This is a genomic window from Pantoea sp. UBA6567 (assembly GCF_002434165.1).
Lineage (GTDB): Bacteria > Pseudomonadota > Gammaproteobacteria > Enterobacterales > Enterobacteriaceae > Pantoea > Pantoea eucrina.
Map to the genome: position 1 here is coordinate 710 of NZ_DJJN01000002.1, position 23,304 is coordinate 24,013.

A 23,304-nucleotide genomic window follows, 5' to 3' on the forward strand; every position below is an offset into this window, starting at 1 on the left:
CCTTAGCCCGTCCGCGTGCGCAAGCGCCGCTGAAACTGCCAGAAGCCTGGCGGGCGGAACCTCTCAGTGCCGCGCGCTGCCGCACCCAGCCTCGCGCTGCTCAGCGCAAAGCTCCGCGCTATTTTCTCAGCCCCGCGCTGCTTCGCGCCCAGCCCCAACAGACAAAGCAAACTGAAAACTGGCCGATAATGCGCCATTACTTCTGCGGTTGGGACAATTTTCCGAAACTCGTCGGCTTTTCACCTCGTCTGTTTACAGAAAATTCAGGGCAGGCAAAATAGCGTTTATTTTCTCACCGTAATTGACTATGTCTGAAGAAGCCCTGCGTCAGCAGATCCAGAACCTGAAAAAACACAACGCGCGCCTGAAGCGCATTGCGCATGATGCGCGCAATAAACTCAGCGCTGCGCTGGATGGCACCGGACTCTGCCTGTGGCAGCTGGACATTCCCAGCGGCAAACTGGTGATATTCAACCGGCGCTGGGGGGCGATGCTCGGCTTTCAGCCGAAAGAGACCAAAGCGCGGTTTGATGCCTGGCGGGAGTGCCTGCATCCGGAAGATGCTGATGAGGTGCTGCGGGCGTTTTACGACCATATCGAAGGGCGGGCACCGTGGTATGAGGCGCTGCACCGCATGATTGGCAAAAATGGCAAAATTACCTGGGTGCTGGACCGCGGTCGCGTCAGCGAGTGGGATGCGGCGGGTAATCCGCTGCGTGTGACCGGTACGCATATCGATATGACCAAAGAGAAAAATTATGAGGCTCAGCTTGCGCTGCTGGCGCATCACGATCCGCTGACGGGTCTCGCCAATCGCCATGCGCTCTCCGTTCAGTTTGCGCAGATGCAGGCCGGAGGGCCGCTCTGTGTGGCGTTTATCGATCTGGACAACTTCAAACACGTCAATGATACGCTCGGTCATCGCAGCGGTGATGAAGTGCTGATCCAGCTCAGCCAGCGGATGCTGGACGCTCTGCCGCCTGTGGTGCTGGCAGGCAGGCTCGGCGGTGATGAGTTTGTGCTGCTGATGCCATTCCTGATCGACTACCCTAAAGTGCGGATTCTGGCGCAGGCGGTGCTGGAGGCGGCGCTGCAGCCGTTTGATGTCGACAACGGTCTCGCACAGATTGGCGCTTCAATCGGGGTGGCTCAGGTACGGGCAAAAGAGAGCTTTGATGATGCGCTGAAACGGGCGGACGAGGCGATGTATCAGGTGAAGCGTAACGGAAAGCAGGGGATAAGGCTTGCTGCCTCCGGGCAGGAGAGACGCGACATTTAATTATTAAACGCATCCGCTGTCACCCCTGTTCGCGTAATGCGCCTAAACTTGTCTGTGATTATTGCTGCAGCGATCTCTGCCGGCAATAAAACTGCCTGTTATCGGCCACACACGGAGAATGAGATGAGCACCTTTCAGACTAAAGATGGCGTTACGCTCTGGTTTAAAGACTGGGGCAGCGGCCAGCCAGTGCTGTTCAGCCACGGCTGGCCGCTGGATGCGGATATGTGGGACAGCCAGCTGACTTTCCTCGCGGAGCGGGGCTATCGGGTTATCGCGTTTGACCGTCGCGGTTTTGGCCGCTCAGAGCAGCCGTGGGAAGGGTATAACTACGATACCTTCGCTGATGATATCCATGACCTGATCGAACATCTCCAGCTGGAAGAGATTACGCTGGTAGGGTTTTCAATGGGCGGAGGCGATGTCACGCGCTACATTGGCCGCTACGGCAGCGCAAAAGTAAAATCGCTGGTGCTGCTGGGTGCCGTGACGCCGGTGTTTGGCCGGAAAGCGGATCATCCGGAAGGCCCGGAACAGGCGGTCTTTGATGATATCAGGGCGGGATTACGTCAGGACCGTGCGCAGTTCATCAGCGATTTTGCCACGCCGTTTTATGGTCTGAATGCCGGACAGCAGGTTTCAGACGGGGTGCTGACCCAGACGCTCAATATCGCGTTGCTCGCTTCGCTGAAAGCGACTATCGACTGCGTTACGGCGTTTGCAGAGACGGACTTCCGGGATGATATCGCTAAAGTCGATGTGCCCACGCTGGTGATCCACGGCAGTAACGATCAGGTCGTACCCTTTGAGGCGACCGGCAAGCTGGCGCATGAGATGATTAAACATTCACAGCTGAAAGTGTATGACAATGCACCGCACGGCTTTGCTGTTACTCATCAGGATCGACTCAACGCCGACCTGCTCGCCTTTTTGCAGCAGCAGAAATAAAAAAAGGTCGCCTGCGGGCGACCTCCTCTGAACTGCAGGGCAGAGTTAATCTGCCAGCAGATGACCATACATCGTCAGCAGACGACGCGTCACGCCGTTGGTCCAGCCAAAACCGTCCTGCAGCGGATATTCGCCGCCGCCGCCCGGACGCGCCCGATCGCCGCTGATATCATATTTCTCAACCAGCTTGTGATGCAGCGAGTAGAAGTTTTTCACCGTCGTCAGCCAGTTCACCGCAATCTCAGTGGCCAGCGTCTCTTCACCGTAATGATTCAGCCCCACTACGGCCATCCACTGCAGCGGTGCCCAGGCGTTAGGCGCGTCCCACTGCTCGCCGCTCTCGACCATCGAGGTCAGCAGTCCGCCCTGCGTCAGCAGCAGCTGGCGCAGCGCAATCGCCTGCAGATGCGCCTGCTCAGGCGAAGCGAGGCCGAGGAACAGCGGTACAACCGCAGCGGCAGTAAAGGCGCCAAACCGCTCGTTGCGCCAGTCGTAGTCACGATAAACGCCTGCGGTGGTATCCCAGAGGTAACGGTTAATCGCCTGCTTGCGCGCATCCGCTTTTTTCTGCCACGCCAGCGCCGTCAGCTCTTCGCCCCGGGCGTGCGATAGCGTGGAGATCATCAGCTCCAGCTTGTAGAGAAACGCATTGAGATCGACCGGGATAAACTGCGTAGTACGGATACTCGCCAGTCGCTGCGGATCGCGTAGCCAGCGTGAAGAGTAATCCCAGCCGGATGCAGCACCGGCGCGCAGATCGCGGTAAACCTCACTGGCCGGACGGCTCGACTTGCTGGCCGTCTCCACATCTTCCACCCAGGATTCATCACGCGGTGTGTCGCGATCGTCCCAGTAGCGGTTGAGCAGAGAGCCGTCGGGCATGCGCACAACGTGACGATAAGCCTGATGCGGCATCAGCTCACCTGCGCCATCCATCCAGAACTGATACTCTTTCATCAGCTGGTCAAGGTAGCGTTTGGCACCGCGAATGCCATCCTCTTCAAACAGCTCCACCATCAGGGCAAATACCGGTGGCTGCGAGCGGCTGAGATAGTAAGTACGGTTTCCGTTAGGAATATGACCGTAGTTATCGATCAGCCAGGCAAAATTGTCCGCCATATGACGCAGCAGATCGTCACGTCCGGCATCAGCCAGCCCCAGCATGCTGAAATAGGAGTCCCAGTAATAGGTTTCGCCAAAGCGGCCGCCGGGTACCACGTAAGGTTTTGGCAGCGGCAGCAGCGAGGAGTGTGGCATATGCTGCTGAGGCATTTTTGTCAGCACCGGCCACAGATCATCGATGTGCTCTTTCAGCGTTTTATCCGGATTTGAGACATAAAAGCTCTCATTTACCTGCGGCAGGTAAAAGTGCTCATGAATAAACTTTTCCAGATCGAGATCGCCCGCCCGTTTGCGGCGACGATAGCGGATAAGAATATCCAGCGGATCGAATTTAGGCGCGCAGTCGGGAAATGTTTTGCTGTCAGCAAAAATATGAGAGGTCTGAACGTGTTCAAACATCTCCAGATAGCGATCGGCAGGCGTCAGCGCATCCGGTGCTGGCAGTCCCTGAATCAGCTCAGGTTCTGGCTCCGAATCCTCTGCGCCTTCACGCACGAACTCATGAGGATCGTATTGATACTCCAGATCAGCATGGGCTTCGTGTTCCCCGAACACATGGCGTGGCTGGTGGTTAGTATTAATAACGGCCTCCTGAAATTCCTGGTTGCTCAAAAGACAAATTATAGAGGGTTCGCGGTTGCAGACAACAATGCGAAATATCTATGAACGTAATAAATATTGTCGATGGATCGCCGTTTTTGCCTTTTTTGCAATATTAACAACGGCCTGTATTTAAAGATATTTAAGGTGTTTCTTAAATATACCTTCAGAAAGCGCACCGGATTAATCTGCAAATAAGAAAATCGCCAATTTCAGGCGCCGCTCTCCCTTTTTTCTTGATCAATTTATGCGGTTGTTTTCTGCACCCGGTGCGCGACTTACGCGTTACAGCCATCCGGGTGTCTGTACATCCGGAATCTGCACAGGACCTCGCCGCGGTAAATTTTTTGCCAGATGAGCAGGCGCTAAGCGAAAACGTTATTAATTACCTTTCGCTATAAACAGGTTTTTTTTAATTTTAATTTAACTAAAAAACGGCCGTGCAATAATTTTTACACTGCGCTGGCGCAAACATCAGGCTGCCGTTTTGGTTGTTACCGTAATTAACAATCAAATGAACTGCTTAAAGAAGTAATCTCTTTTACAGCCGCTAAGCTTAATAACAACATTGTCACAATAGAGCAGGATAATTAACCTTAACTCAGTGATTTTAAACAGATAGTTTCTCGCAAAAACAATGATCTTAATCAAGATTTACTGGTATAGTTTTATTCACTCCTACTTTTCCGTTTGTTCCTGCCGGTTTCTCACATTTGGCGGGAATTGATGACGGCGTAGCAGAAATTATTCTGTGCGCCATCTTTGTTAATAATAAGTAAAAATTCCGCGTAATTTTGTGGCAATGAGGTAAGCAATGTTTGGATTAGATGCTTTTCATCTGGCCAGGATACAGTTCGCGTTTACTGTCTCCTTCCATATTATCTTCCCGGCCATCACTATCGGGCTTGCCAGCTTTCTGGCAGTGCTTGAGGGGATGTGGCTGAAAACCCGTAACGAAACCTATCGCGATCTCTATCACTTCTGGTCGAAAGTGTTTGCGGTGAACTTCGGTATGGGGGTGGTCTCAGGTCTGGTTATGGCCTATCAGTTCGGGACCAACTGGAGCGGGTTTTCGCAGTTTGCCGGGAGTATTACCGGTCCGCTGCTGACCTATGAGGTGCTGACTGCCTTCTTCCTTGAGGCGGGCTTCCTCGGCGTCATGCTGTTTGGCTGGAACCGCGTCGGACCAGGCCTGCACTTCTTCGCCACCTGTATGGTCGCGTTAGGTACGCTGATCTCCACGTTCTGGATCCTCGCATCAAACAGCTGGATGCACACGCCGCAGGGCTACATCATCCAGAATGGTATTGTGGTGCCGGAAGACTGGTTCAAAATTGTGTTTAACCCCTCATTCCCTTATCGGCTGTTCCATATGTCGGTGGCGGCATTCCTTGCCAGCGCCTTCTTTGTGGGCGCGTCCGGGGCATGGCATCTGCTGCGCGGCAATGACAACCCGGCGATCCGCAAGATGTTCTCAATGGCGCTGTGGATGGCGCTGATTGTTGCTCCGATTCAGGCGATGATTGGCGATGCGCACGGCCTGAACACGCTGGAGCATCAGCCGGCAAAAATTGCTGCCATTGAAGGACACTGGGAAAACCCGCCGGGTGAAGCCACGCCGCTGATCCTGTTTGGTATTCCGGATATGGAAGAGGAGCGTACGAAGTATGCGCTGGAAATTCCTTATCTCGGCAGCCTGATCCTGACGCACAGTCTTGATAAACAGGTTCCGGCACTGAAAACCTTCCCGAAAGAGGATCGGCCTAATTCGCTGGTGATCTTCTGGTCGTTCCGCGTCATGGTGGCGATGGGGCTGCTGATGATCACGCTCGGCGTGTTCAGCCTGTGGCTGCGTTATAAACAGCGTCTTTACAGCTCACGACCGTTCCTGTGGTTTGCGCTGCTGATGGGACCATCGGGCCTGATCGCTATCCTTGCTGGCTGGTTCACCACTGAAATCGGACGTCAGCCGTGGGTGGTTTACGGCGTGCAGCGCACAATTGATGCGGTTTCAGCGCATGGCGACCTGCATATGAGTATCAGCCTGCTGGCCTTTATCCTGGTCTACTCATCGGTGTTTGGCGTGGGCTATGTCTATATGATGCGCCTGATCAAAAAAGGTCCGCACACCGGTGAAGGGAAAGATGTCCGTCACGGTGGTCCGGGTCAGGATAAGACGCCAGCGCGCCCGCTCTCTGCTGCACATGAGAGCCTGGATGCTTCGCAGGAGGGTAAATAAATGATCGATTTTTCCGTTATCTGGTTCGCCATCATCGTCTTTGCCACGCTGATGTATATCGTGATGGATGGCTTTGACCTGGGCATCGGTATTCTGTTTCCGTTTAACAAAGATGCCGTTGAGCGCGACATGATGGTTAACACCGTGGCGCCGGTCTGGGATGGTAATGAAACCTGGCTGGTGCTGGGCGGAGCAGGGCTGTATGGTGCCTTTCCGCTCGCCTATGCGGTGATCGCTGATGCACTGGCGATCCCGCTGACGGCTATGCTGATCGGCCTGATTTTCCGCGGTGTGGCGTTTGAATTTCGCTTCAAGGCGACCGAAGAGCATCGTGCATTCTGGGATAAATCGTTTATTGCCGGCTCGCTGCTGGCGACCTTCAGCCAGGGCGTGGCGGTCGGTGCGATGATCAACGGTTTCCCGGTTAAAGGACGTGAGTTTGCCGGTTCAGCTCTGGACTGGCTGGCCCCGTTCCCGCTGTTCTGCGGCGTGGGTCTGGTCGTGGCCTATGCGCTACTGGGCTGCACCTGGCTTATCATGAAAACCGAAAACGAACTGCACCGTAAAATGTCTGCGCTGGCTACGCCGCTGGTGATTGCGCTGCTGGTGATAGTCGGCATTATCAGCCTGTGGACGCCGTTTGCTCACGAAGCGATTTCGCAGCGCTGGTTTACCCGGCCAAACCTGTTCTGGTTCCTGCCGGTGCCGGTACTGGTTCTGCTCTGCTCGTGGGGGATCATGCGCGCCATCAAACGTGAGGCGCACTATTCGCCGTTCCTGCTGACGCTGGCGCTGATTTTCCTCGGCTTCTCCGGGCTTGGCATCAGCGTCTGGCCAAACATTATTCCGCCATCCGTAACTATCTGGGAAGCGGCATCGCCGCCGCAGAGCCAGGCCTTTATGCTGGTGGGCAGCCTGCTGATTATCCCGATGATTCTGGGCTATACCTTCTGGAGCTACTATGTGTTCCGCGGAAAAATCAAAGCTGACGCAGGATACCATTGAGATGCAAACGGAGGTCAGCAACATGAAACAGCACACTGAACACAAAGCGCCGCTCTGGAAGCGGGTGATGTGGCTGGTGATCATCTATGGTGCAAGCGTGCTGGCACTCGGCGTGGTGGCATCCCTGTTTCGTATGATGATGACCGCGGCAGGTATGCGTTCGCATTAATATCTGTCTGCAGCAGAGCGGCACAGCACAGCGTGCCGCTCGCCTTGCGTTAAAAAAAGTTAGTAACCTAAGCAATTAGTGCGCCGCCCTGAGCGGATCCTTTACTCTTCCTTACGTTGGTTAGGCGATTTTGTTATATTTATGTGACAAATAACGCATTAACGCGCACTTTCCTGACTCATTCAATTAGAACCATGCTTAGCCTGAACCTGAAAAAGCAGTATATCTCTGACCTGGTTGACTGGATTGAAGCCAACCTGACCGATGAGCTTAATATCGATCTTATCACCCTGAAATCAGGCTATTCCAAATGGCATATGCAGCGCATGTTCAAGGAGATGACCGGCCAGACGCTGGCCTCCTACACGCGCAAACGCCGCCTGACTTTATCCGCTATGGCGCTTCGCTTAACCAGCATGCCGCTGATCGACATCGCCGTACGTTTTGGCTTCGACAATCAGCAAAATTTTACCCGCGTGTTCAAAAGCCATTTCTCGCTGACGCCTGGCGCCTATCGTCGTATTCCGGAAATGCGCATGAAAGCTTTTCACAGCCGCATCTCTGCGCCGCGCCCGTGGGTTAAAACACGGCTCGCCGAGAAGCCGGAAATTCGTCTGAGTGGAGAGGTGGTGGAGTGGGAGTGCCGCTTTGGCGAATATATTGACCATCACAATCATATTGTGGCGCAGCATACACGCGACTTTATCGCCTTTGCCGGACAGCACGCCACGCGCGGCTGGCTCGGTTTTCAGTTCAGTCCCGGCGTGAGCTCGCTCGATCAGCAGCATATCAGCCTGTTTCAGGCGCTGGAGAGTGAGCACGCTGACGTTCTGCCGCAGCATGTGCAGAACTGGACCGGCGAGAGCGGGCTGTATGCAGAGATCGACTGGCATGGCGCGCCGGAAGAGATCAACGCCTTCACCGCCGAGATTTACTACAACCATCTGCCCGCGCTCGGCGTGGCACGCCGGCCCGGTAAAGATCTGCTCAGGCTCGATTTGAAATACAGTACGCCGCAGCTGCTGCAGGGCACCTTTCATATTCCGGTAGCACTGGAATAATCAGCAAATTGTGCGGCTAAATGTGACAAACCGCACAATTTTATAAACCCTGCGCCGGTAGCGGCGTAAAATTCTGCTCCGAAGCCTGACCTGCCGCGCCATGTGCTGGCAGCGCAGCATCAGGCTGGATGGCTCTCTGCATTCCCGATCCGCTCCGGATCTTTAAATGAAACCCTAAATTATCATGCGACTTTTACCGTTGTTCTTGTCCGCGGCGCTTGCCGTTTTTTCATCGCTGGCCGGTGCGCAAATGGCTGAGCCATTTTCACCCCCCGGTGGCCTGCATCCGCACCAGCAGCGCTGTGCTCAGCAGGAAATTGTGGGTGATAACGCACTGCCTCAGTATGAAAACAGTGAGAACGTTTCTCTCTGCTGCAGCGATCTGCACGCCTGACACTTGCCGCCGCTCTCCGCTAATGCGGCAACCGCATTTTTCGACATTGTTTCCCGGCGCGGTCACCGCTATCGTTTCGCCACGTAATGAGAATTATTTACATTAATTTAGCGTGGCGGCACAGGCGGAGTGCGCTGCTGCCGCTGCCGGGAGAAGTGAATTGTCACAGAAAAAGAGTCGTGCACCGCAGCGAGTGCGTAATGAGCTGCGCTTTCGTCATCTGACGGTAGCCAGCAAAACCCGTGTTGCCGGCGTCTTCTGGCGCATTGTATTTACCGGGGCCGATCTGGCAGGCTTTCATTCCCCCTCGTTTGACGATCACATCAAAGTCTTTTTTCCCTCCGGGCCGGGCTGCGATGTTGCGCTGCCGCAGCTGAGTGAAGAGGGCATCGTCTGGCCTGAGGGCGTGCGTCCCGCCGCGCGTGACTACACGCCGCTGGCGTTTAACGGCGTCGACTCTCTGACGCTCGATTTCTATATGCATGATGACGGAGTGGCGAGCGGCTGGGCAGCTGCGGCTAAGCCTGGCGACCGGATCGCGATGGGCGGGCCGCGCGGCTCCTGCATTATGCCGGTGGATTACGCCTGCCAGGTGTATGTCTGCGATGAAACCGGGCTGCCTGCTTTTAAGCGGCGCTATGCGGAGCTGCAGGCGCAGCACGTTCACCTGCTGGCGTTTACGGATGCCGCTATCGGACACGACTATCTGGAAGAGATGGAGGGCGTTACCGTCCACTGGCTGGGCAGCAACCGTATGGCGACCACTACGCCAGCGCAGCTGACGGCAGAACTGGCTGCCATCGATTTTACCGGCGATGACTATTTTGTCTGGCTGACCGGAGAAGGCAATGCGGTGAAGCAGCTCAGCGACTATTTTACGCAGCAGCGCGGCGCGGATACGGACTTTGTCCGCGCCGTCGCCTACTGGCATCAAAAGTCACCTGAAAAGTAAGCAGCGGCAGATATCCCGCTGCCGGCGAGCGGCGCTAGCGCCGTTTGTCGGCATGACCCAGCGAACGATCCGGCCAGCAGTAGTCGCGCACGCGCTGTTTCAGCGTGACCGCATCCGGAAAACCGCCGTCGCGTTTGCGCTCCCAGATAACCTGACCATCCACGCTGATCTCAAAGACGCCGCCGGTACCAGGCTGCAGCGTGACCGCGCTGAGATCGTCGCTGAACGTCTGCAGCAGCTCCTGAGCCATCCACGCTGAACGCAGCATCCAGTTGCACTGGGTGCAGTAGTGCAGGGTAATCGCGGGCTTAGACATCGTTAACTCCCTGACGGCAATCCACTATCAGCCGGCCGCGCACGTTGCCCGCCAGCAGCTGTTTGGCACCTTCCTGCGCTTCGCTGAGCGGGATGATGCGGGTTATCTGCTGCAGCAGCGCGCTGTCGGCCTGTTCTGCCAGCCGCTGCCACACCTGCTGGCGCAGCGTCTGCGGACACATGACGCTATCGATACCGGTCAGCGTGACGCCGCGCAGAATAAAGGGGGCCACGCTGCCCGGCAGATCCAGCCCCTGCGCCATTCCGCACGCGGCCACCACACCGTCGCGCCGCATCCCTGCCAGCACGTTGGCCAGCGTGTGGCTGCCCACGGTATCAATGGCGGCAGCCCAGCGCTCTTTTGCCAGCGGTTTACCCGGTTCGCTGAGTTCAGCACGATCGATTACCGCTGTGGCGCCCAGCGTATTGCACAGGTAGTCGCGCTCAGCTGCGCGTCCGCTGGCGGCGACCACCTCATATCCCAGGCGTGCCAGCAGGCTCACCGCAAAACTGCCTACGCCGCCGCTGGCTCCCGTTACCAGCACCGGGCCGTGCTGCGGGGTGATGCCCTGTTTTTCCAGCGCCATCACGCAGAGCATCGCGGTAAAGCCGGCGGTGCCTATCGCCATCGTCTGCTGCGGACTGAGCGCATCCGGCACGCTGACCAGCCAGTCGCCGGAGACGCTGGCTTTCTGCGCCAGTCCTCCCCAGTGCTTTTCACCCACGCCCCAGCCGGTCAGCAGCGCCAGATCGTTTTGCTGCCACGCCGGATGGCGGCTGTGGGTCACGCGGCCCACAAAGTCGATGCCTGGCACCATGGGAAACTGGCGTACGATCGGCCCTTTGTTGCAGATGGCGAGCGCATCTTTGTAATTCAGCGTGGAGTAGCTGATATCGAGGATAACATCCCGATCGGGAAGCTGTTGCTCGGAGAGATCCTGCAGGGAGGTGCGATACCCCTGCGCATCATTTTCAATGACTAATGCTTTGAACATGCCGCCTCCGGCGATGGGAAGTGTGCAGCCAATAGTACCCCTGATTGTGAGCGGCAGCAAAAAATGCCATTATCGCGACCGGCGGGTGTCCTGCACCGGTCACGCCGTTCCTTTCTGTGCCACTGGCACCCACTCATCCTGTTATGCCGGGGATTTGAGTTATGAACCCATTGAAAATAGCTGCCAGCGTGGCAATTGCGCCGGGCCTGAGCCTGAATACCACCCGCGATGTCGTGACGCTCGACACGACTGACTTTACCGACGTTGCCGCGGTGGTGCTCTCGCTGGCGGATACGCGCAGCGGCGTACTGATGCTGCTGCGCCAGACCGGATTTAACCTGCCGGTATTTGTGGCTAACGCGTTTGATACCGCAGTGCTGGATCTGCCTGGCGTGACCGGAGAAATCAACGGCGCAGCTGAAGAGTGGCAGGCGCTGGAGCAGGCTGCGCAGCAGTATGAGGCCGCACTGCTGCCGCCTTTCTTTGATACCCTGACGCGCTACGTCGATATGCAGAACAGCACCTTCGCCTGCCCGGGCCATCAGGGCGGGGCGTTTTTCCGCCGCCATCCCGCCGGGCGGCAGTTTTATGAATTTTATGGGGAAAACCTGTTCCGCTCTGATATGTGTAATGCAGATGTCCGGCTGGGCGATCTGCTAATCCATGAAGGCTCGGCGAAAGATGCGCAAAAGTTTGCAGCCCGCGTTTTTAACGCCGACAAAACCTATTTTGTGCTGAACGGAACATCAAGCGCTAATAAAGTCGTCACCAATGCGCTGCTGACGCGCGGCGACCTGGTTCTGTTCGATCGCAATAACCATAAATCCAACCATCACGGCGCGCTGCTGCAGGCGGGCGCCACGCCAGTCTACCTGGAGGCGGCACGTAATCCGTTTGGCCTGATTGGCGGCATCGACGCGCACTGTTTCGATGAAAGCTATCTGCGGGCAGAGATCGCAAAGGTTAACCCTGAACGCGCCAGGCAGGCGCGGCCATTCCGGCTGGCGATTATCCAGCTCGGCACCTATGACGGCACCGTTTACAACGCGCGTCAGGTGGTGGACCGCATCGGTCATCTGTGCGACTACATTCTGTTTGACTCCGCGTGGCTCGGCTATGAACAGTTTATTCCGCTGATGGCGGCGGGTTCACCGCTGACGCTTACCCTGACGGAAGACGATCCGGGGATCTTTGTCACCCAGTCAGTACACAAACAGCTGGCGGGCTTTTCGCAGACCTCACAGATCCATAAAAAGGATAATCATATCCGTGGTCAGCAGCGCTTTTGCCCGCATAAGCGGCTGAACAACGCCTTTATGCTGCACGCCTCAACCAGCCCGTTTTATCCGCTGTTTGCCGCGCTGGATATCAACGCGCGTATGCACCAGGGCGAGGCAGGACGCAGCCTGTGGCACGACTGCGTCATACAGGGCATTGATGCGCGTAAAGCGATCCTGCAGCGCTGCACCATGATTAAACCGTTTCTGCCTGCTCAGGTACACGGCGCGCCGTGGCAGCAGGCAGACAGCGCCGCTATCGCCCGCGATCCGGCTTACTTTAGCTTTGAGCCCGACGCAGAGTGGCACGGCTTCAGCGGCTATGCGCCGGGCCAGTATCAGATTGACCCCTGCAAGCTGCTGCTTACCACGCCGGGCATCGACGCACGCAGCGGCGCGTACAGCGACTTTGGCATTCCGGCCACCATACTGGCGAACTATCTGCGTGAGAACGGCATCGTGCCGGAGAAGTGCGATCTCAACTCCATTCTGTTCCTGCTGACGCCGGCAGAAAGCGCGGAGAAGATGGCGCATCTGGTGGCGATGCTGGAGCAGTTTGAACAGCAGGTGCGCGAAGATGCGCCGCTGGCGGAAGTGCTGCCGAGCCTGTATCGCAAGCATGCGGAGCGCTATCGCGGCTATACGCTGCGCCGCCTCTGTCAGGAGATGCACGATCTCTACGTCAGTTTTGCCGTTAAAGATCTGCAGAAAGCGATGTTCCGCGCTGACTGTTTCCCGCCGGTAGCGGTCAATCCGCAGGATGCGCATCAGGCTTATATCCGCGGTGAAGTGGAGCTGGTGCCGGTCGCAGAAGCGGAAGGGCGCATCGCGGCGGAAGGGGCACTACCTTATCCACCGGGCGTGCTGTGCGTCGTGCCCGGCGAGGTGTGGGGCGGGGCGGTACAGCGCTACTTCCTCGCGCTGGAAGCGGGCATCAACCAGCTGCCGGGCTTTTCACCGGAGCTGCAGGGTGTTTATATCGCGGAACAGAGCAGCGGCTATAAGCAGCTGGTGGCGAATATGCTGACCTGAGCGTATCGCGCCCTGACCCGATCGGGCAGGGCGCGACAATCCGGCGCATTTAATAGCGGTGATAGCTGCGCTGCGCCTGGTTAACTTTATAGAGATAACGACGCGACTCGGCAGAAGGATGGCGGCTGGTCAGCGTCTGGTAGACATCGGCTGGCGACATATCGTTGATCAGCGAAAATGCGCGGTCTTTATCGCTGGAGAAGACGCGCAGTACGCTGCCGGCACCGCCGTTATACGCGGTGATCACCGCATAGCGACGCGAAGTGGGATCCTGAATGCCGCCCAGATAGCTTTTCTGCAGCAGCGACAGATAAGCCGTACCGGCATCGATGTTGTTTTCCGGGTCCAGCAGATAACTGCGGCTCGGCTTGCCCCATTTACCTTTCATGCGGAAGACGTCAACGCCGGCAGTATGCTGCACCACCTGCATCAGCCCCAGCGCATCAGCGTGGCTGACCGCATAGGGGTTAAAGCTCGATTCGGTCTGCATAATCGCCAGAATCAGTGAGGCATCGACACCATACTGCTCAGCAGATTTGCGCACCATCGGCAGATACTTATGTGCACGCTTGTCGAGATGGTTCGGCACCATCGGAATGGTTACCGACCAGATCACATGCAGCCCGGCGGTGCGTTTTTGCAGTTTGTTCTGGATCAGGTAGTCCGCAAAGCTGGCGGCGCGCCCCTGCCAGCGGATTGGCTGCCCGGTATTATCCAGCACCTGGCCATACAGCAGCGGCTCTTTACTGATCTTAATATCGTTGGCGTCAGAGTAGAGATCGACATTGCCCGGATCGTCGCCGATCAGCAGGGTGGTGACGATCGCCTGGCGCAGGCTGGCCATGGGATCGGTACCGGAGATGGTCTCAATGGTGATACTACCCTTGTCGAAGTTGATGTGACTGCGGGTGTAGTAGCTGTCACTGTACTTCACATAATCTTTCGGCCCGGCGATAAGGACTTCATTAATGCCCCAGATATTTTCAATATTGGCGGCAAACTGTCCCATCAGAATGTCAAAGCCGTTGGTATCTTTAACCCACTCTTCGTGATACTGCGATTTTTTTTGTCCGGAGCAGGAGATTAATAGCGGCGCGATCGCCAGCAGGGCTATCAGTTTTTTATTCATCGTGAATCTGTGCCTGACTCAAAAAAGCGGGCCTCAAAGGAAGGCCCGGAACGGTTATTTTTCTGGCGGGGTAAAACCTTCGATATGCACATCTTTGCCTTCAAACAGGAAATTGACCATCTCCTTTTCCAGCACTTTGCGATCTTCCGGATTCATCATGTTGAGCTTTTTCTCGTTGATCAACATGGTCTGTTTCGACATCCACTGCTGCCAGGCTTCTTTAGAAATCTCATTATAGATGCGCTTGCCCAGCTCGCCGGGATAGAGCTGAAAGTCCTGGCCTTCAGCGTCACGTTGCAGATAGGTACAAAAAATGGTGCGGCTCATTACTCTTCCTCTTCGATCGCGCGCGATGACAGTGACAGCTGCTGCGGATGGCGTAATTCATGCAGTAAACGCTCTACCGGGGCAGCAAGGCCCACTGACGGTGGTTGCGCTAAGTTATACCAGAGACCGCCCGCTTCATCCATCAGCGACCCGGCGGATGGCTCTGCCAGCCACATCGGCACAATATCCAGATGGAAATGGCTAAAGGTGTGGCGAAATGCCGTCAGCTGCTGCAGATTGCCGCTAATACCGTGCTGTGTCAGCCACTCCCGCAGTGCATCCTCGCTGCTAAACTGCGGAAAGCAGTAAAGGCCGCCCCACAGTCCCGTGGGCGGACGCTGCGCCAGCCAGACATTATCGCCATCCTGCATCAGCAAAAACCAGCCGCTGCGTACCGGCAGAGTGACTTTGGGCTTTTTGCCCGGATAGTCAGCCCAGCTCTGGCTGGCATACGCTTCACAGCCGCTATTAAGCGGGCAGATTTCACACTTTGGTCGCGAGCGGGTGCAGACCAGCGCGCCGAGATCCATCATCGCCTGATTAAACTGGCTGACACCCTGCGCTGGCGTCACTGCTTCGCTGATCTGCCACAGCTGCTTTTCAACCTCTTTTTTGCCAGGCCAGCCGCCTATGGCGTAGCAGCGCGCCAGCACGCGTTTGACGTTGCCATCCAGAATCGGAAAATGCAGGCCAAGCGACAGTGAAAGGATCGCCCCGGCGGTCGAGCGACCCACGCCCGGCAGAGCAGCAATTGCCGTGAAGTCCGGCGGGAACTCACCGCCGTGCTGATCCACGACCTGTTTAGCCGCTTTATGCAGGTTGCGCGCCCGCGCATAGTAGCCGAGGCCGGTCCAGAGATGCAGCACTTCATCCAGCGGCGCGGCAGCAAGATCGCGCACGGTGGGGAAGCGCGCCATAAAACGTTCAAAATAGGGAATAACCGTGGCAACCTGCGTCTGCTGCAGCATGACCTCTGAAAGCCACACTTTGTAGGGCGTCTTTTCCAGCTGCCACGGCAGCGTTTTACGGCCAAAGCGGTCATACCACTTCAGCACCTGTTGCGCGAATTGCGACGCCTGCATCATATGAAGGAAATTTTCCGTGTTTACTCTACAATCAGGCAGGAATTGCAGCACAGAGCGTCAGGGGTGTAAACCGGAAGATTGCAAAGGCTTGCTTCTGACCTTTAACTTTGCATAATGCCCGTTTCCCCGAACAGGCTAACCAGCAGGCTTCAACATGATAAATGACGTCATCACTCCGGAATTTGATGAAAACGGGCGGCCGCTGCGCCGTATCCGCAGCTTCGTACGCCGCCAGGGGCGGTTAACGAAAGGCCAACAGCTCGCGCTGGATCAATACTGGCCGGTGATGGGCGTTGAGTATCAGCCCGCGCCGCTGGACATGACCGCGCTGTTCGGGCGCGACGCACCGCTGGTGCTGGAGATCGGTTTTGGTATGGGCGCCTCGCTGGTCACCATGGCGCAAAATAATCCGCAGCAGAACTTCCTGGGCATTGAAGTGCATGCGCCGGGCGTAGGTGCCTGCCTGGCATCTGCGAAGGAAGCGGGCGTAGAGAATCTGCGGGTCATGTGCCATGACGCGGTAGAAGTGCTGGAGCATATGATCCCGGATAACTCTCTGCGCATGGTGCAGCTTTTCTTCCCGGATCCGTGGCACAAAGCGCGTCACAATAAACGCCGTATCGTGCAGGCGCCGTTTGCTGAACTGGTGCACCGTAAGCTGAAGCTTGGCGGCGTGTTTCATATGGCCACCGACTGGGAAGATTACGCGACCCATATGCTGGAGGTGATGAACAGCGTAGCGGGTTACGTTAATCAGTCAGCCACCCAGGATTACGTGCCGCGTCCTGAGACGCGTCCATTGACTAAATTTGAGCAGCGCGGGCAGCGACTGGGCCATGGCGTGTGGGATCTGATGTTTGAGAGGGTAAAATAATGGCCGTACAGCGCAGTCGTCGTTTACGTAAGAAACTGCATATTGATGAGTTTCAGGAGCTGGGTTTCTCCGTAGCATGGCGTTTTGCCGAGGGAACCACCGAAGAGCAGATTGATGCCACGCTGGATCAGTTTATCACTGAGGTGATCGATCCAAACGGTCTGGCTTATGACGGCAGTGGTTATCTGGTATGGGAAGGCCTGGTCTGCATGCAGCAGACCGGAAAGTGCACCGATGAGCATCGTGAACTGGTGCGCAAGTGGCTGGAAGGGCGTGAATTGTCTGATATCCAGATAACGGAACTCTTCGACGTCTGGTGGGACTAAGTTGTAGTGCGACATGCGGGTGCGCATTTCTGCGCGCCCTGTACTGCACTGCGCAGGGGGCGCATTAATGCGCCCCCTGCGATGTAATTTGCCGCAGGGGCGCCATTCATGGCGCCCGTTGTAACACCGCGCCAGAGGCGCATTAATGCGCCCCCTACAATGTAATTTGCCGCAGGGGCGCCATTCATGGCGCCCGCGCCATTGGCCGCACAATACCCACCCCGCACAGCACATTCAGGAGATCTCATGATTCGTAAGGCTCTGTTCGCCGCGCTACTGCTGACGGCAGCGCAGGCACACGCTGACTACCAGTGCAGCGTTAATCCGCAGGATGATGTGGTGATCACCCCACAAAGCGTTCAGGTTGTCGGCAGCAACGGCAATCTCACGATGACCCCACAGGGTGATGTCACCTTTAACGGCAAAACGGTTACCGTTGATAACGCGGCACGTCAGCAGGCGATTGATTACCAGAGCGCGCTGCGTCGCGATTTGCCGTGGGTCAGCAACGGCGCAAAAACGCGCCTTGAACGCGGGCGCGCCGCACTGGATAAAGTGATCGTTGAGAAACTGGGCAGCGACAGCAATGTGCGCAACCGCCTGACCACGCTGGATAGCCAGCTGAAGCAGCAGATGAATCGCATCATTGAGCAGCGCCAGGATGGCCTGACGTTCCACCACCAGGCAATAAACCAGGTGCGCGCTGACGGACAGAAGCTGGTACAGAGCACGCTGGGCGGCGTACTGCAGGATAGCCTGAATGAGATGGGCACGCAGCAGGCGACCAGCAGCAGTAATCCGCTGCAGGCGCTGATGGGCAATCTGGGTGGTCTGCAGCAGTCGATTCAGACTGAATGGAACAACCAGGAGCGCGATTTCCAGAACTTTGGCCATGAGGTCTGCAACCGGGTCATCGCGCTGGAAAACCAGCGTAAAACGCTGGTGAAGAGTATTAACTAGCAAAAAAAGAGCGGCCACCGGGCCGCTCTGATTACATAAACAGTTCCAGCAACGAATTCAGGAACAGTTTGCCTTTCTCGGTGATCTGCCACTCGCTGGCGCTCTCAGTGACATAGCCTGCGGCGATAGCCTGCTCCATCTGCGGGCGGATCGTCTGTTCATCCAGCCCGGTATAACGCTGAAACTCCGCGCGCGGCGCCGCTTCCAGCAGGCGGAACCGGTTCATAAAGAACTCAAACGGCTTATCTTCGTCCGCCACTTCATGTTGCTTATCAAGATAGTTGCCCTTCATAAAGCCGCGCGGATGACGGGTTTTGACCGTCCGCACAATGCGGCCATCCGCCTGCGTCAGCTTACCGTGCGCTCCGCAGCCGATACCGAGATAATCACCGAAGCGCCAGTAGTTGAGATTGTGCTCACAACGATAGCCCGGCTTCGCGTAGGCTGAGGTTTCATACTGCTGATAGCCGGCAGCCGTCAGCAGCTGGTGCCCCTGCTCGTAAATATCCCACAGCGCATCATCATCCGGCAGCTGCGGTGGTCGGGAACCAAACAGCGTGTTCGGCTCAATGGTTAGCTGATACCAGGAGAGATGGGGCGGGTTAAGCGCAATTGCCTGACGGAGATCGTCCAGCGCCTCTTCCAGCGACTGGTCAGGCAGGCCATGCATCAGATCCAGATTAAAACTGCGCAGCCCGAGCGCGGCGGCCAGTTCAGCGGCGCGTTTCGCCTCCTGCGGTCCATGAATACGCCCCAGCCGCTCCAGCTTCTGCGGACTAAAACTCTGCACGCCGATGGAAATGCGATTGATCCCCGCAGCCTGATAGCCGCTGAAGCGATCGGCTTCCACCGTGCCGGGATTCGCTTCCATGGTGATCTCCGCATCAGCCGCCAGCGGCAGGCGCGCCCGTACGCCATCCATCAGCGTCTGCATCGCGTGGCTGCTCAGCAGGCTTGGCGTGCCGCCGCCAATAAAGATGGTGCGTACCTCGCGTCCGGCGGTCAGAGGCAGGTCCTGCTCAAGATCCTGCAGCAGGTGCTGCACATACTCCAGATGCGGGACTTCCCCTTTCAGCGCGTGTGAGTTGAAGTCGCAGTAGGGGCACTTCTGTACGCACCACGGAATATGGATGTAGAGGCTCAGCGGTGGTAACTCAGCCATTGCGCATCGCGTCCAGCAGCAGCGTTAACGCTTTACCCCGGTGGGAGAGGGCACGCTTATCCTCTTTGCTCAGTTCAGCGGCGGTTTTACCCGCTTCCGGTACAAAGAAGATGGGATCGTAGCCAAAGCCGCCTTCACCAGCCGCCGTACGGGTAATTTCGCCCGCCCAGCTGCCGTGAAACACCAGCGGTACCGGGTCAGCGGCGTGCCGCACATAGACCAGCACACAGTGAAACTGCGCCTGACGCGCGCCATCCGGCACATTTTCCAGCGCCAGCAGCAGCTTCTCCAGATTTTGCTGGTCGCTGGCTTCTGCGCCAGCATAGCGTGCGGAGTAGATGCCGGGCGCGCCGCCCAGCGCATCTACCGCCAGACCGGAATCATCCGCGATAGCCGGCAGGCCGGTTATCTGCGCCGCGTGACGCGATTTAAGCAGCGCATTTTCAATGAAGGTCAGACCGGTCTCTTCGGCTGACTCCACGCCAAGCTCCGTTTGCGCCACGATATCCAGCCCGAAATCAGCGAGCAGATCGGCCAGTTCGCGAACTTTGCCCGGATTACCGGTTGCGAGAACAACTTTTTGCATAACAGTTCCAGATTAACAAATTACAGCAGATACCAGAGACCCGGGAACAGGTCCATGCCAAGGAAATTCAGCGCATAGAGCATCAGAATGACAATCATGGCGGAGAAGTCGATACCGCCCATAGCGGGCAGCATACGGCGAATAGGTGCCATCAGCGGTTCGGTAAGCTGTATCAGCACGTGATCCAGCGGCCCGCGTCCCTGACTGATCCAGCTCATCAGCGAGCGGATAATAATGACCCAGAACACCAGATTACCGGCTGACTTCAGCAGCGACAGCAGTCCTACCAGCAGATTGGTGGGATCAACCGAGAAAGCGCCGACCTGAATCAGCAGCAGAATCGGATACTTCAGCGTGGTCAGCACAAACGCCAGCAGCAGCGAGGCGGTATCGATGGGGCCGATAGCGGGCAGCACGCGACGCAGCGGTTTGATCACCGGCTGCGTAATCTTCACCACAAACTGCGCCAGCGGATTGTAGAAGTCGCAGCGTGACCACTGCATCCAGATACGCAGCAGCAGTACCATGACGTAGAGATCGATCAGCGTTTTGACTAAAAACGTCAGTGTTAACATGGAGTTCCTCAGTTATTGTTGTGAAGGTCGCGCATAATCCCGCGCGCCAAACAGGGCGGTGCCAATTCTTACCATAGTGCTGCCGGCCGCGATTGCCGCTTCCATATCGTCGCTCATGCCCAGTGAAAGCGTATCAATGGCGGGATAGTCGCGCTGCAGCGCATGAAACGCACTGGCCATCTGCTGGCAGACGGCCAGCTGGCGTGCATAATCCTGCTCGGGAGCCGGAATCGCCATCAGGCCGCGCAGGCTCAGGCGGGGCAGGGCGGCGATAGCCGCGGCCAGCGCCGGAACAGCCTCCAGCATGATGCCAGATTTACTGTTTTCGTCACTGATATTTACCTGAATTAACACGTTCAGCGGCGGCAGGTGCGCCGGACGCTGGTCGTTAAGCCGCTGCGCAATACGCAGGCGATCAACGGTATGACACCAGGCAAAATGTTCTGCGACCAGACGGCTTTTATTGGATTGCAGCGGACCGATAAAGTGCCACTGCAGATCGCCTTCCGTCATCAGCGCCGCGATCTTTTCCACCCCTTCCTGCACGTAGTTTTCGCCAAACGCGCGCTGCCCGGCGGCAACCGCTTCTGCGACAGCGCTCGCAGGTTTGGTTTTGCTTACTGCAAGCAACGTAATCTCTTCTGGCGCCCGGCCGCAACGCACGGCAGCGGCAGCGATACGCTCGCGTACCTGATGTAAGTTGTGCTCAATGGAAGTCATAGTCAGGAGAAATAAATGGATTTAGATGAAATTGTGGCCCTTAGTGTAAAGCATAACGCCGCCGATCTGCACCTGTGCAGCGGACATTTACCGCACTGGAGGCGGCAGGGCGTGCTGGAGCCGGTGCCGCAGCAGCTGCCGCTGCCATCTGCATGGCTGGAGAGGTTTGCTACGCGGTTTCTCAGCGCTGCGCAGCAGTCGGAGCTTGACGTCACCGGACAGGCGGACTTTGCCCTGACGCTCAGCAGCGGCATACGGCTGCGTGCCAATCTTTTCACCCAGCGGCACGGATTATCACTGGCGCTGCGGCTGATTGCGCAGACGATCCCGCCGCTGGCGCAGCTGCGCCTGCCGCCTGCCGTGCAGCAGCTCCTGCAGCTGCAGGAGGGACTGGTTCTGATTAGCGGTGCAACCGGCAGCGGCAAGTCGACGACGCTGGCTGCACTGGTACAGGCGCTGAACCAGCAGCAGGCGCGGCATATCATCACTCTGGAGGATCCGATCGAGTTTGTGCACCGGAGTCAGCGTTCGCTGATTCAGCAGCGTGAAGTGGGGACGCACTGCCTCTCTTTTCAGCACGGGCTGAAAGCGGCGCTGCGTGAAGATCCCGACGTTATTCTGCTGGGTGAACTGCGCGACAGTGAGACGATCCGTTTAGCCCTGACCGCCGCTGAGACCGGGCATCTGGTGCTCGCTACGCTGCATACCCGCAGCGCGGCGCAGGCGGTTGATCGTCTGGTTGATGTCTTTCCGGCCGAAGAGAAAAACCTGGTGCGCACGCAGCTGGCGGGCAGCCTGAAAGCGGTAGTGGCGCAGCGGCTGGTGGCGGCGAAAGCGGGCGGACGTGTTGCGCTGTATGAGGTGCTGATCGCCACGCCTGCGGTAGCCAGCCTGATCCGTGAAGGCAAAGGACATCAGCTGCCGGGCGTGCTGCAGACCGGTGCGCAGCATGGCATGCAGACCTTTGCGCAAAGTGAACAGGCACGCCGCGCGGAGGGCATTATTGACCAGGCAAGCGGATAGCGGAGCTGAAGCAGCACTGATGCTGCAGCTGTGCGCCCGGTCAGCTCCCGGCATCGGCTACACCTGCTGACCGGAGTGCGCTTTATCGCGTTTACGCTGCTTGCAGCGTCAGTGGGTTTCGAACCAGTCCTGCAAAATAATCACGGCCGACTGTGAGTCTACCTGTCCTTTCTGCAGTGCACGAAAGCCGCCGCGCTTAAAGAGATCGGCGCGCGCCTCAACGGTACTCAGGCGCTCATCCTGCAGCTCAACGCGTACGCCAAAACGGCCGTGCAGGCGATTGGCAAATTTGCGTGCGCGGGCAGTCAGCGGCTGTTCGGTGCCGTCCATATTCAGCGGCAGGCCGACCACCACGTAGTCAGGCTGCCACTCCTTCAGCAGTTTCTCAATCAGGTTCCAGTCTGGCGTGCCTTCCTGAGCTTTCAGCGCTGTCAGCGGACGTGCGGTGCCGGTGAGCTGCTGACCCACGGCAACACCGATGCTTTTGGTGCCAAAATCAAAGCCGAGCAGCGTTGCATTCTGCATCAGGCGTGTCCCGCATCGCTGGTCATGTTATGAATATCGACACCCATGCTGCGGGCGGCTTCGCGCCAGCGTCCGGCAATCGGCGTCTGGAACAAAATTTGCGTGTCGGCCGGGGTCGTAAGCCAGGCGTTCTCCAGCAGCTCGTTCTCCAGCTGATCTTTTTCCCAGGCGCAGTAGCCGAGTGCGACCAGCACATTCTCCGGCTGCTGAGCAGTGCCGATCGCTTCCAGCACATCGCGCGAGGTAGTAATCACGGTGTTGTCTGAGATGCGAATACTGGAGGCATAAGTATGCTGCGCAGAGTGCAGAATAAAACCGCGATCTTCCGCCAGCGGACCGCCGGCAAACACCGGTTTATCGAGCTTAATCGCCGGATCGCGCTCTGACGGAGTGATTTTTAGCTTCTTCAGAATACCCTCTACCGTCAGGTTCTCCATCGGTTTATTAATAATCAAACCCATCGCACCCTCTTCATTATGCTCGCAGATATAGACAACAGAGCGTTTGAACAGAGGATCCTGCAGAGAGGGCATCGCTATCAAAAAATGATGCTGTAAATTCATTGTCATTCATTTACCGAAGAGAACCGGCGCCAGTGCGGCAGCGCCGGTATCAAAGGGGTTA

General features: G+C 57.1%; 26 protein-coding genes. 14 read left to right on the plus strand and 12 right to left on the minus strand.

Annotation, left to right across the window (positions count from 1 at the left end):
- From B4M48_RS00435 to B4M48_RS00445, 3 genes are all read left to right on the plus strand, one after another.
- Positions 1-281 (plus strand): hypothetical protein (locus B4M48_RS00435; RefSeq protein WP_288655744.1); only part of this gene is annotated, 281 nt, incomplete at its 5' end.
- Between the two features lie 26 nt (positions 282-307).
- A complete protein-coding gene (locus B4M48_RS00440) occupies positions 308-1,279 on the plus strand; it encodes a sensor domain-containing diguanylate cyclase (RefSeq protein WP_039380118.1) in 972 nt (323 codons plus the stop codon).
- 123 nt (positions 1,280-1,402) lie between these two features.
- Positions 1,403-2,227, plus strand: coding sequence for an alpha/beta fold hydrolase (locus B4M48_RS00445; RefSeq protein ID WP_071668595.1), 825 nt, complete (start codon positions 1,403-1,405; stop codon positions 2,225-2,227).
- A gap of 45 nt (positions 2,228-2,272) precedes the next feature.
- Here B4M48_RS00445 and treF read toward each other — a convergent pair whose 3' ends face one another.
- Positions 2,273-3,931, minus strand: coding sequence for an alpha,alpha-trehalase TreF (gene treF / locus B4M48_RS00450; protein WP_071668598.1), 1,659 nt, complete (start codon positions 3,929-3,931; stop codon positions 2,273-2,275).
- Between the two features lie 832 nt (positions 3,932-4,763).
- Between treF and B4M48_RS00455 the strand changes: the two genes are divergently transcribed.
- The 6 genes from B4M48_RS00455 to B4M48_RS00480 all read left to right on the plus strand — a co-directional run bounded on the left by B4M48_RS00455 (position 4,764) and on the right by B4M48_RS00480 (position 9,769).
- Positions 4,764-6,188: a cytochrome ubiquinol oxidase subunit I gene (locus B4M48_RS00455; RefSeq protein ID WP_039380115.1), complete on the plus strand. Its 1,425-nt coding sequence runs from the start codon at positions 4,764-4,766 to the stop codon at positions 6,186-6,188.
- Positions 6,189-7,193 carry a cytochrome d ubiquinol oxidase subunit II gene (cydB, locus tag B4M48_RS00460; protein WP_039380114.1) on the plus strand — a complete coding sequence of 335 codons (1,005 nt, stop codon included), beginning with the start codon at positions 6,189-6,191 and terminating at the stop codon, positions 7,191-7,193.
- Positions 7,194-7,215: 22 nt separating this feature from the next.
- Complete coding sequence (locus B4M48_RS00465) at positions 7,216-7,362, plus strand: DUF2474 domain-containing protein (protein ID WP_369826793.1); 147 nt, start codon at positions 7,216-7,218, stop codon at positions 7,360-7,362.
- A gap of 194 nt (positions 7,363-7,556) precedes the next feature.
- A complete protein-coding gene (locus B4M48_RS00470; protein WP_039380113.1) occupies positions 7,557-8,423 on the plus strand; it encodes a helix-turn-helix domain-containing protein in 867 nt (288 codons plus the stop codon).
- A gap of 250 nt (positions 8,424-8,673) precedes the next feature.
- Positions 8,674-8,817 (plus strand): cytochrome P450, encoded by a 144-nt coding sequence (locus B4M48_RS00475; RefSeq protein WP_223811773.1) that lies wholly within the window; start codon positions 8,674-8,676, stop codon positions 8,815-8,817.
- Between the two features lie 160 nt (positions 8,818-8,977).
- The gene (locus tag B4M48_RS00480) at positions 8,978-9,769 is read left to right on the plus strand and encodes a siderophore-interacting protein (protein WP_039380111.1); all 792 of its coding nucleotides are present in this window, start codon (positions 8,978-8,980) and stop codon (positions 9,767-9,769) included.
- 34 nt (positions 9,770-9,803) lie between these two features.
- Here the strand turns inward: B4M48_RS00480 and B4M48_RS00485 are convergent, their stop codons facing one another.
- Together B4M48_RS00485 and B4M48_RS00490 are read right to left on the minus strand one after the other, a co-directional pair.
- The gene (locus tag B4M48_RS00485; RefSeq protein WP_039380110.1) at positions 9,804-10,085 is read right to left on the minus strand and encodes a SelT/SelW/SelH family protein; all 282 of its coding nucleotides are present in this window, start codon (positions 10,083-10,085) and stop codon (positions 9,804-9,806) included.
- Complete coding sequence (locus tag B4M48_RS00490; RefSeq protein WP_288655745.1) at positions 10,078-11,079, minus strand: MDR family oxidoreductase; 1,002 nt, start codon at positions 11,077-11,079, stop codon at positions 10,078-10,080. The genes B4M48_RS00485 and B4M48_RS00490 overlap by 8 nt, the downstream gene beginning before the upstream one ends.
- A 161-nt stretch (positions 11,080-11,240) precedes the next feature.
- On the opposite strand from B4M48_RS00490, the gene B4M48_RS00495 reads away from it, so the two are divergent.
- Positions 11,241-13,388, plus strand: a complete 2,148-nt coding sequence (locus B4M48_RS00495; RefSeq protein WP_039380108.1) for an ornithine decarboxylase — start codon at positions 11,241-11,243, stop codon at positions 13,386-13,388.
- A gap of 49 nt (positions 13,389-13,437) precedes the next feature.
- Here the strand turns inward: B4M48_RS00495 and mltC are convergent, their stop codons facing one another.
- Genes mltC through mutY form a run of 3 tightly spaced genes read right to left on the minus strand, consistent with a single transcriptional unit; the run spans position 13,438 to position 15,929 of the window.
- Positions 13,438-14,517 carry a membrane-bound lytic murein transglycosylase MltC gene (gene mltC, locus B4M48_RS00500; protein ID WP_039380107.1) on the minus strand — a complete coding sequence of 360 codons (1,080 nt, stop codon included), beginning with the start codon at positions 14,515-14,517 and terminating at the stop codon, positions 13,438-13,440.
- 54 nt (positions 14,518-14,571) lie between these two features.
- Positions 14,572-14,844: an oxidative damage protection protein gene (locus B4M48_RS00505; protein ID WP_039380106.1), complete on the minus strand. Its 273-nt coding sequence runs from the start codon at positions 14,842-14,844 to the stop codon at positions 14,572-14,574.
- Positions 14,844-15,929 (minus strand): A/G-specific adenine glycosylase, encoded by a 1,086-nt coding sequence (gene mutY / locus B4M48_RS00510; protein ID WP_071668592.1) that lies wholly within the window; start codon positions 15,927-15,929, stop codon positions 14,844-14,846. Before mutY ends, B4M48_RS00505 begins: the two co-directional genes overlap by 1 nt.
- 154 nt (positions 15,930-16,083) lie before the next feature.
- Here mutY and trmB point away from each other — a divergent pair, with 154 nt between their 5' ends.
- The 3 genes from trmB (at position 16,084) to B4M48_RS00525 (ending at position 18,089) form a co-directional block, all read left to right on the plus strand.
- Positions 16,084-16,803, plus strand: coding sequence for a tRNA (guanosine(46)-N7)-methyltransferase TrmB (gene trmB / locus B4M48_RS00515; protein ID WP_039380104.1), 720 nt, complete (start codon positions 16,084-16,086; stop codon positions 16,801-16,803).
- Positions 16,803-17,129 carry a YggL family protein gene (locus B4M48_RS00520; RefSeq protein WP_071668591.1) on the plus strand — a complete coding sequence of 109 codons (327 nt, stop codon included), beginning with the start codon at positions 16,803-16,805 and terminating at the stop codon, positions 17,127-17,129. The genes trmB and B4M48_RS00520 overlap by 1 nt, the downstream gene beginning before the upstream one ends.
- Before the next feature lie 246 nt (positions 17,130-17,375).
- Positions 17,376-18,089 (plus strand): DUF2884 domain-containing protein, encoded by a 714-nt coding sequence (locus tag B4M48_RS00525; RefSeq protein ID WP_071668590.1) that lies wholly within the window; start codon positions 17,376-17,378, stop codon positions 18,087-18,089.
- Between the two features lie 31 nt (positions 18,090-18,120).
- Here B4M48_RS00525 and hemW read toward each other — a convergent pair whose 3' ends face one another.
- Genes hemW through B4M48_RS00545 form a run of 4 tightly spaced genes read right to left on the minus strand, consistent with a single transcriptional unit; the run spans position 18,121 to position 21,132 of the window.
- Positions 18,121-19,251 (minus strand): radical SAM family heme chaperone HemW, encoded by a 1,131-nt coding sequence (gene hemW / locus B4M48_RS00530; RefSeq protein WP_071668589.1) that lies wholly within the window; start codon positions 19,249-19,251, stop codon positions 18,121-18,123.
- On the minus strand, positions 19,244-19,837 hold the full coding sequence (gene rdgB / locus B4M48_RS00535) for an RdgB/HAM1 family non-canonical purine NTP pyrophosphatase (protein ID WP_288655748.1): 594 nt from the start codon (positions 19,835-19,837) through the stop codon (positions 19,244-19,246). Before rdgB ends, hemW begins: the two co-directional genes overlap by 8 nt.
- Before the next feature lie 20 nt (positions 19,838-19,857).
- Positions 19,858-20,412 (minus strand): YggT family protein, encoded by a 555-nt coding sequence (locus tag B4M48_RS00540; RefSeq protein WP_288655750.1) that lies wholly within the window; start codon positions 20,410-20,412, stop codon positions 19,858-19,860.
- A gap of 12 nt (positions 20,413-20,424) precedes the next feature.
- On the minus strand, positions 20,425-21,132 hold the full coding sequence (locus B4M48_RS00545; RefSeq protein WP_039380094.1) for a YggS family pyridoxal phosphate-dependent enzyme: 708 nt from the start codon (positions 21,130-21,132) through the stop codon (positions 20,425-20,427).
- Positions 21,133-21,147: 15 nt separating this feature from the next.
- Here B4M48_RS00545 and B4M48_RS00550 point away from each other — a divergent pair, with 15 nt between their 5' ends.
- Positions 21,148-22,155 (plus strand): type IV pilus twitching motility protein PilT, encoded by a 1,008-nt coding sequence (locus B4M48_RS00550; RefSeq protein ID WP_286876653.1) that lies wholly within the window; start codon positions 21,148-21,150, stop codon positions 22,153-22,155.
- Positions 22,156-22,263: 108 nt separating this feature from the next.
- Here B4M48_RS00550 and ruvX read toward each other — a convergent pair whose 3' ends face one another.
- Positions 22,264-22,680 (minus strand): Holliday junction resolvase RuvX, encoded by a 417-nt coding sequence (gene ruvX, locus B4M48_RS00555; RefSeq protein ID WP_039380089.1) that lies wholly within the window; start codon positions 22,678-22,680, stop codon positions 22,264-22,266.
- Complete coding sequence (locus tag B4M48_RS00560; RefSeq protein WP_039380087.1) at positions 22,680-23,243, minus strand: YqgE/AlgH family protein; 564 nt, start codon at positions 23,241-23,243, stop codon at positions 22,680-22,682. The genes ruvX and B4M48_RS00560 overlap by 1 nt, the downstream gene beginning before the upstream one ends.
- Positions 23,244-23,304: the final 61 nt, after the last annotated feature.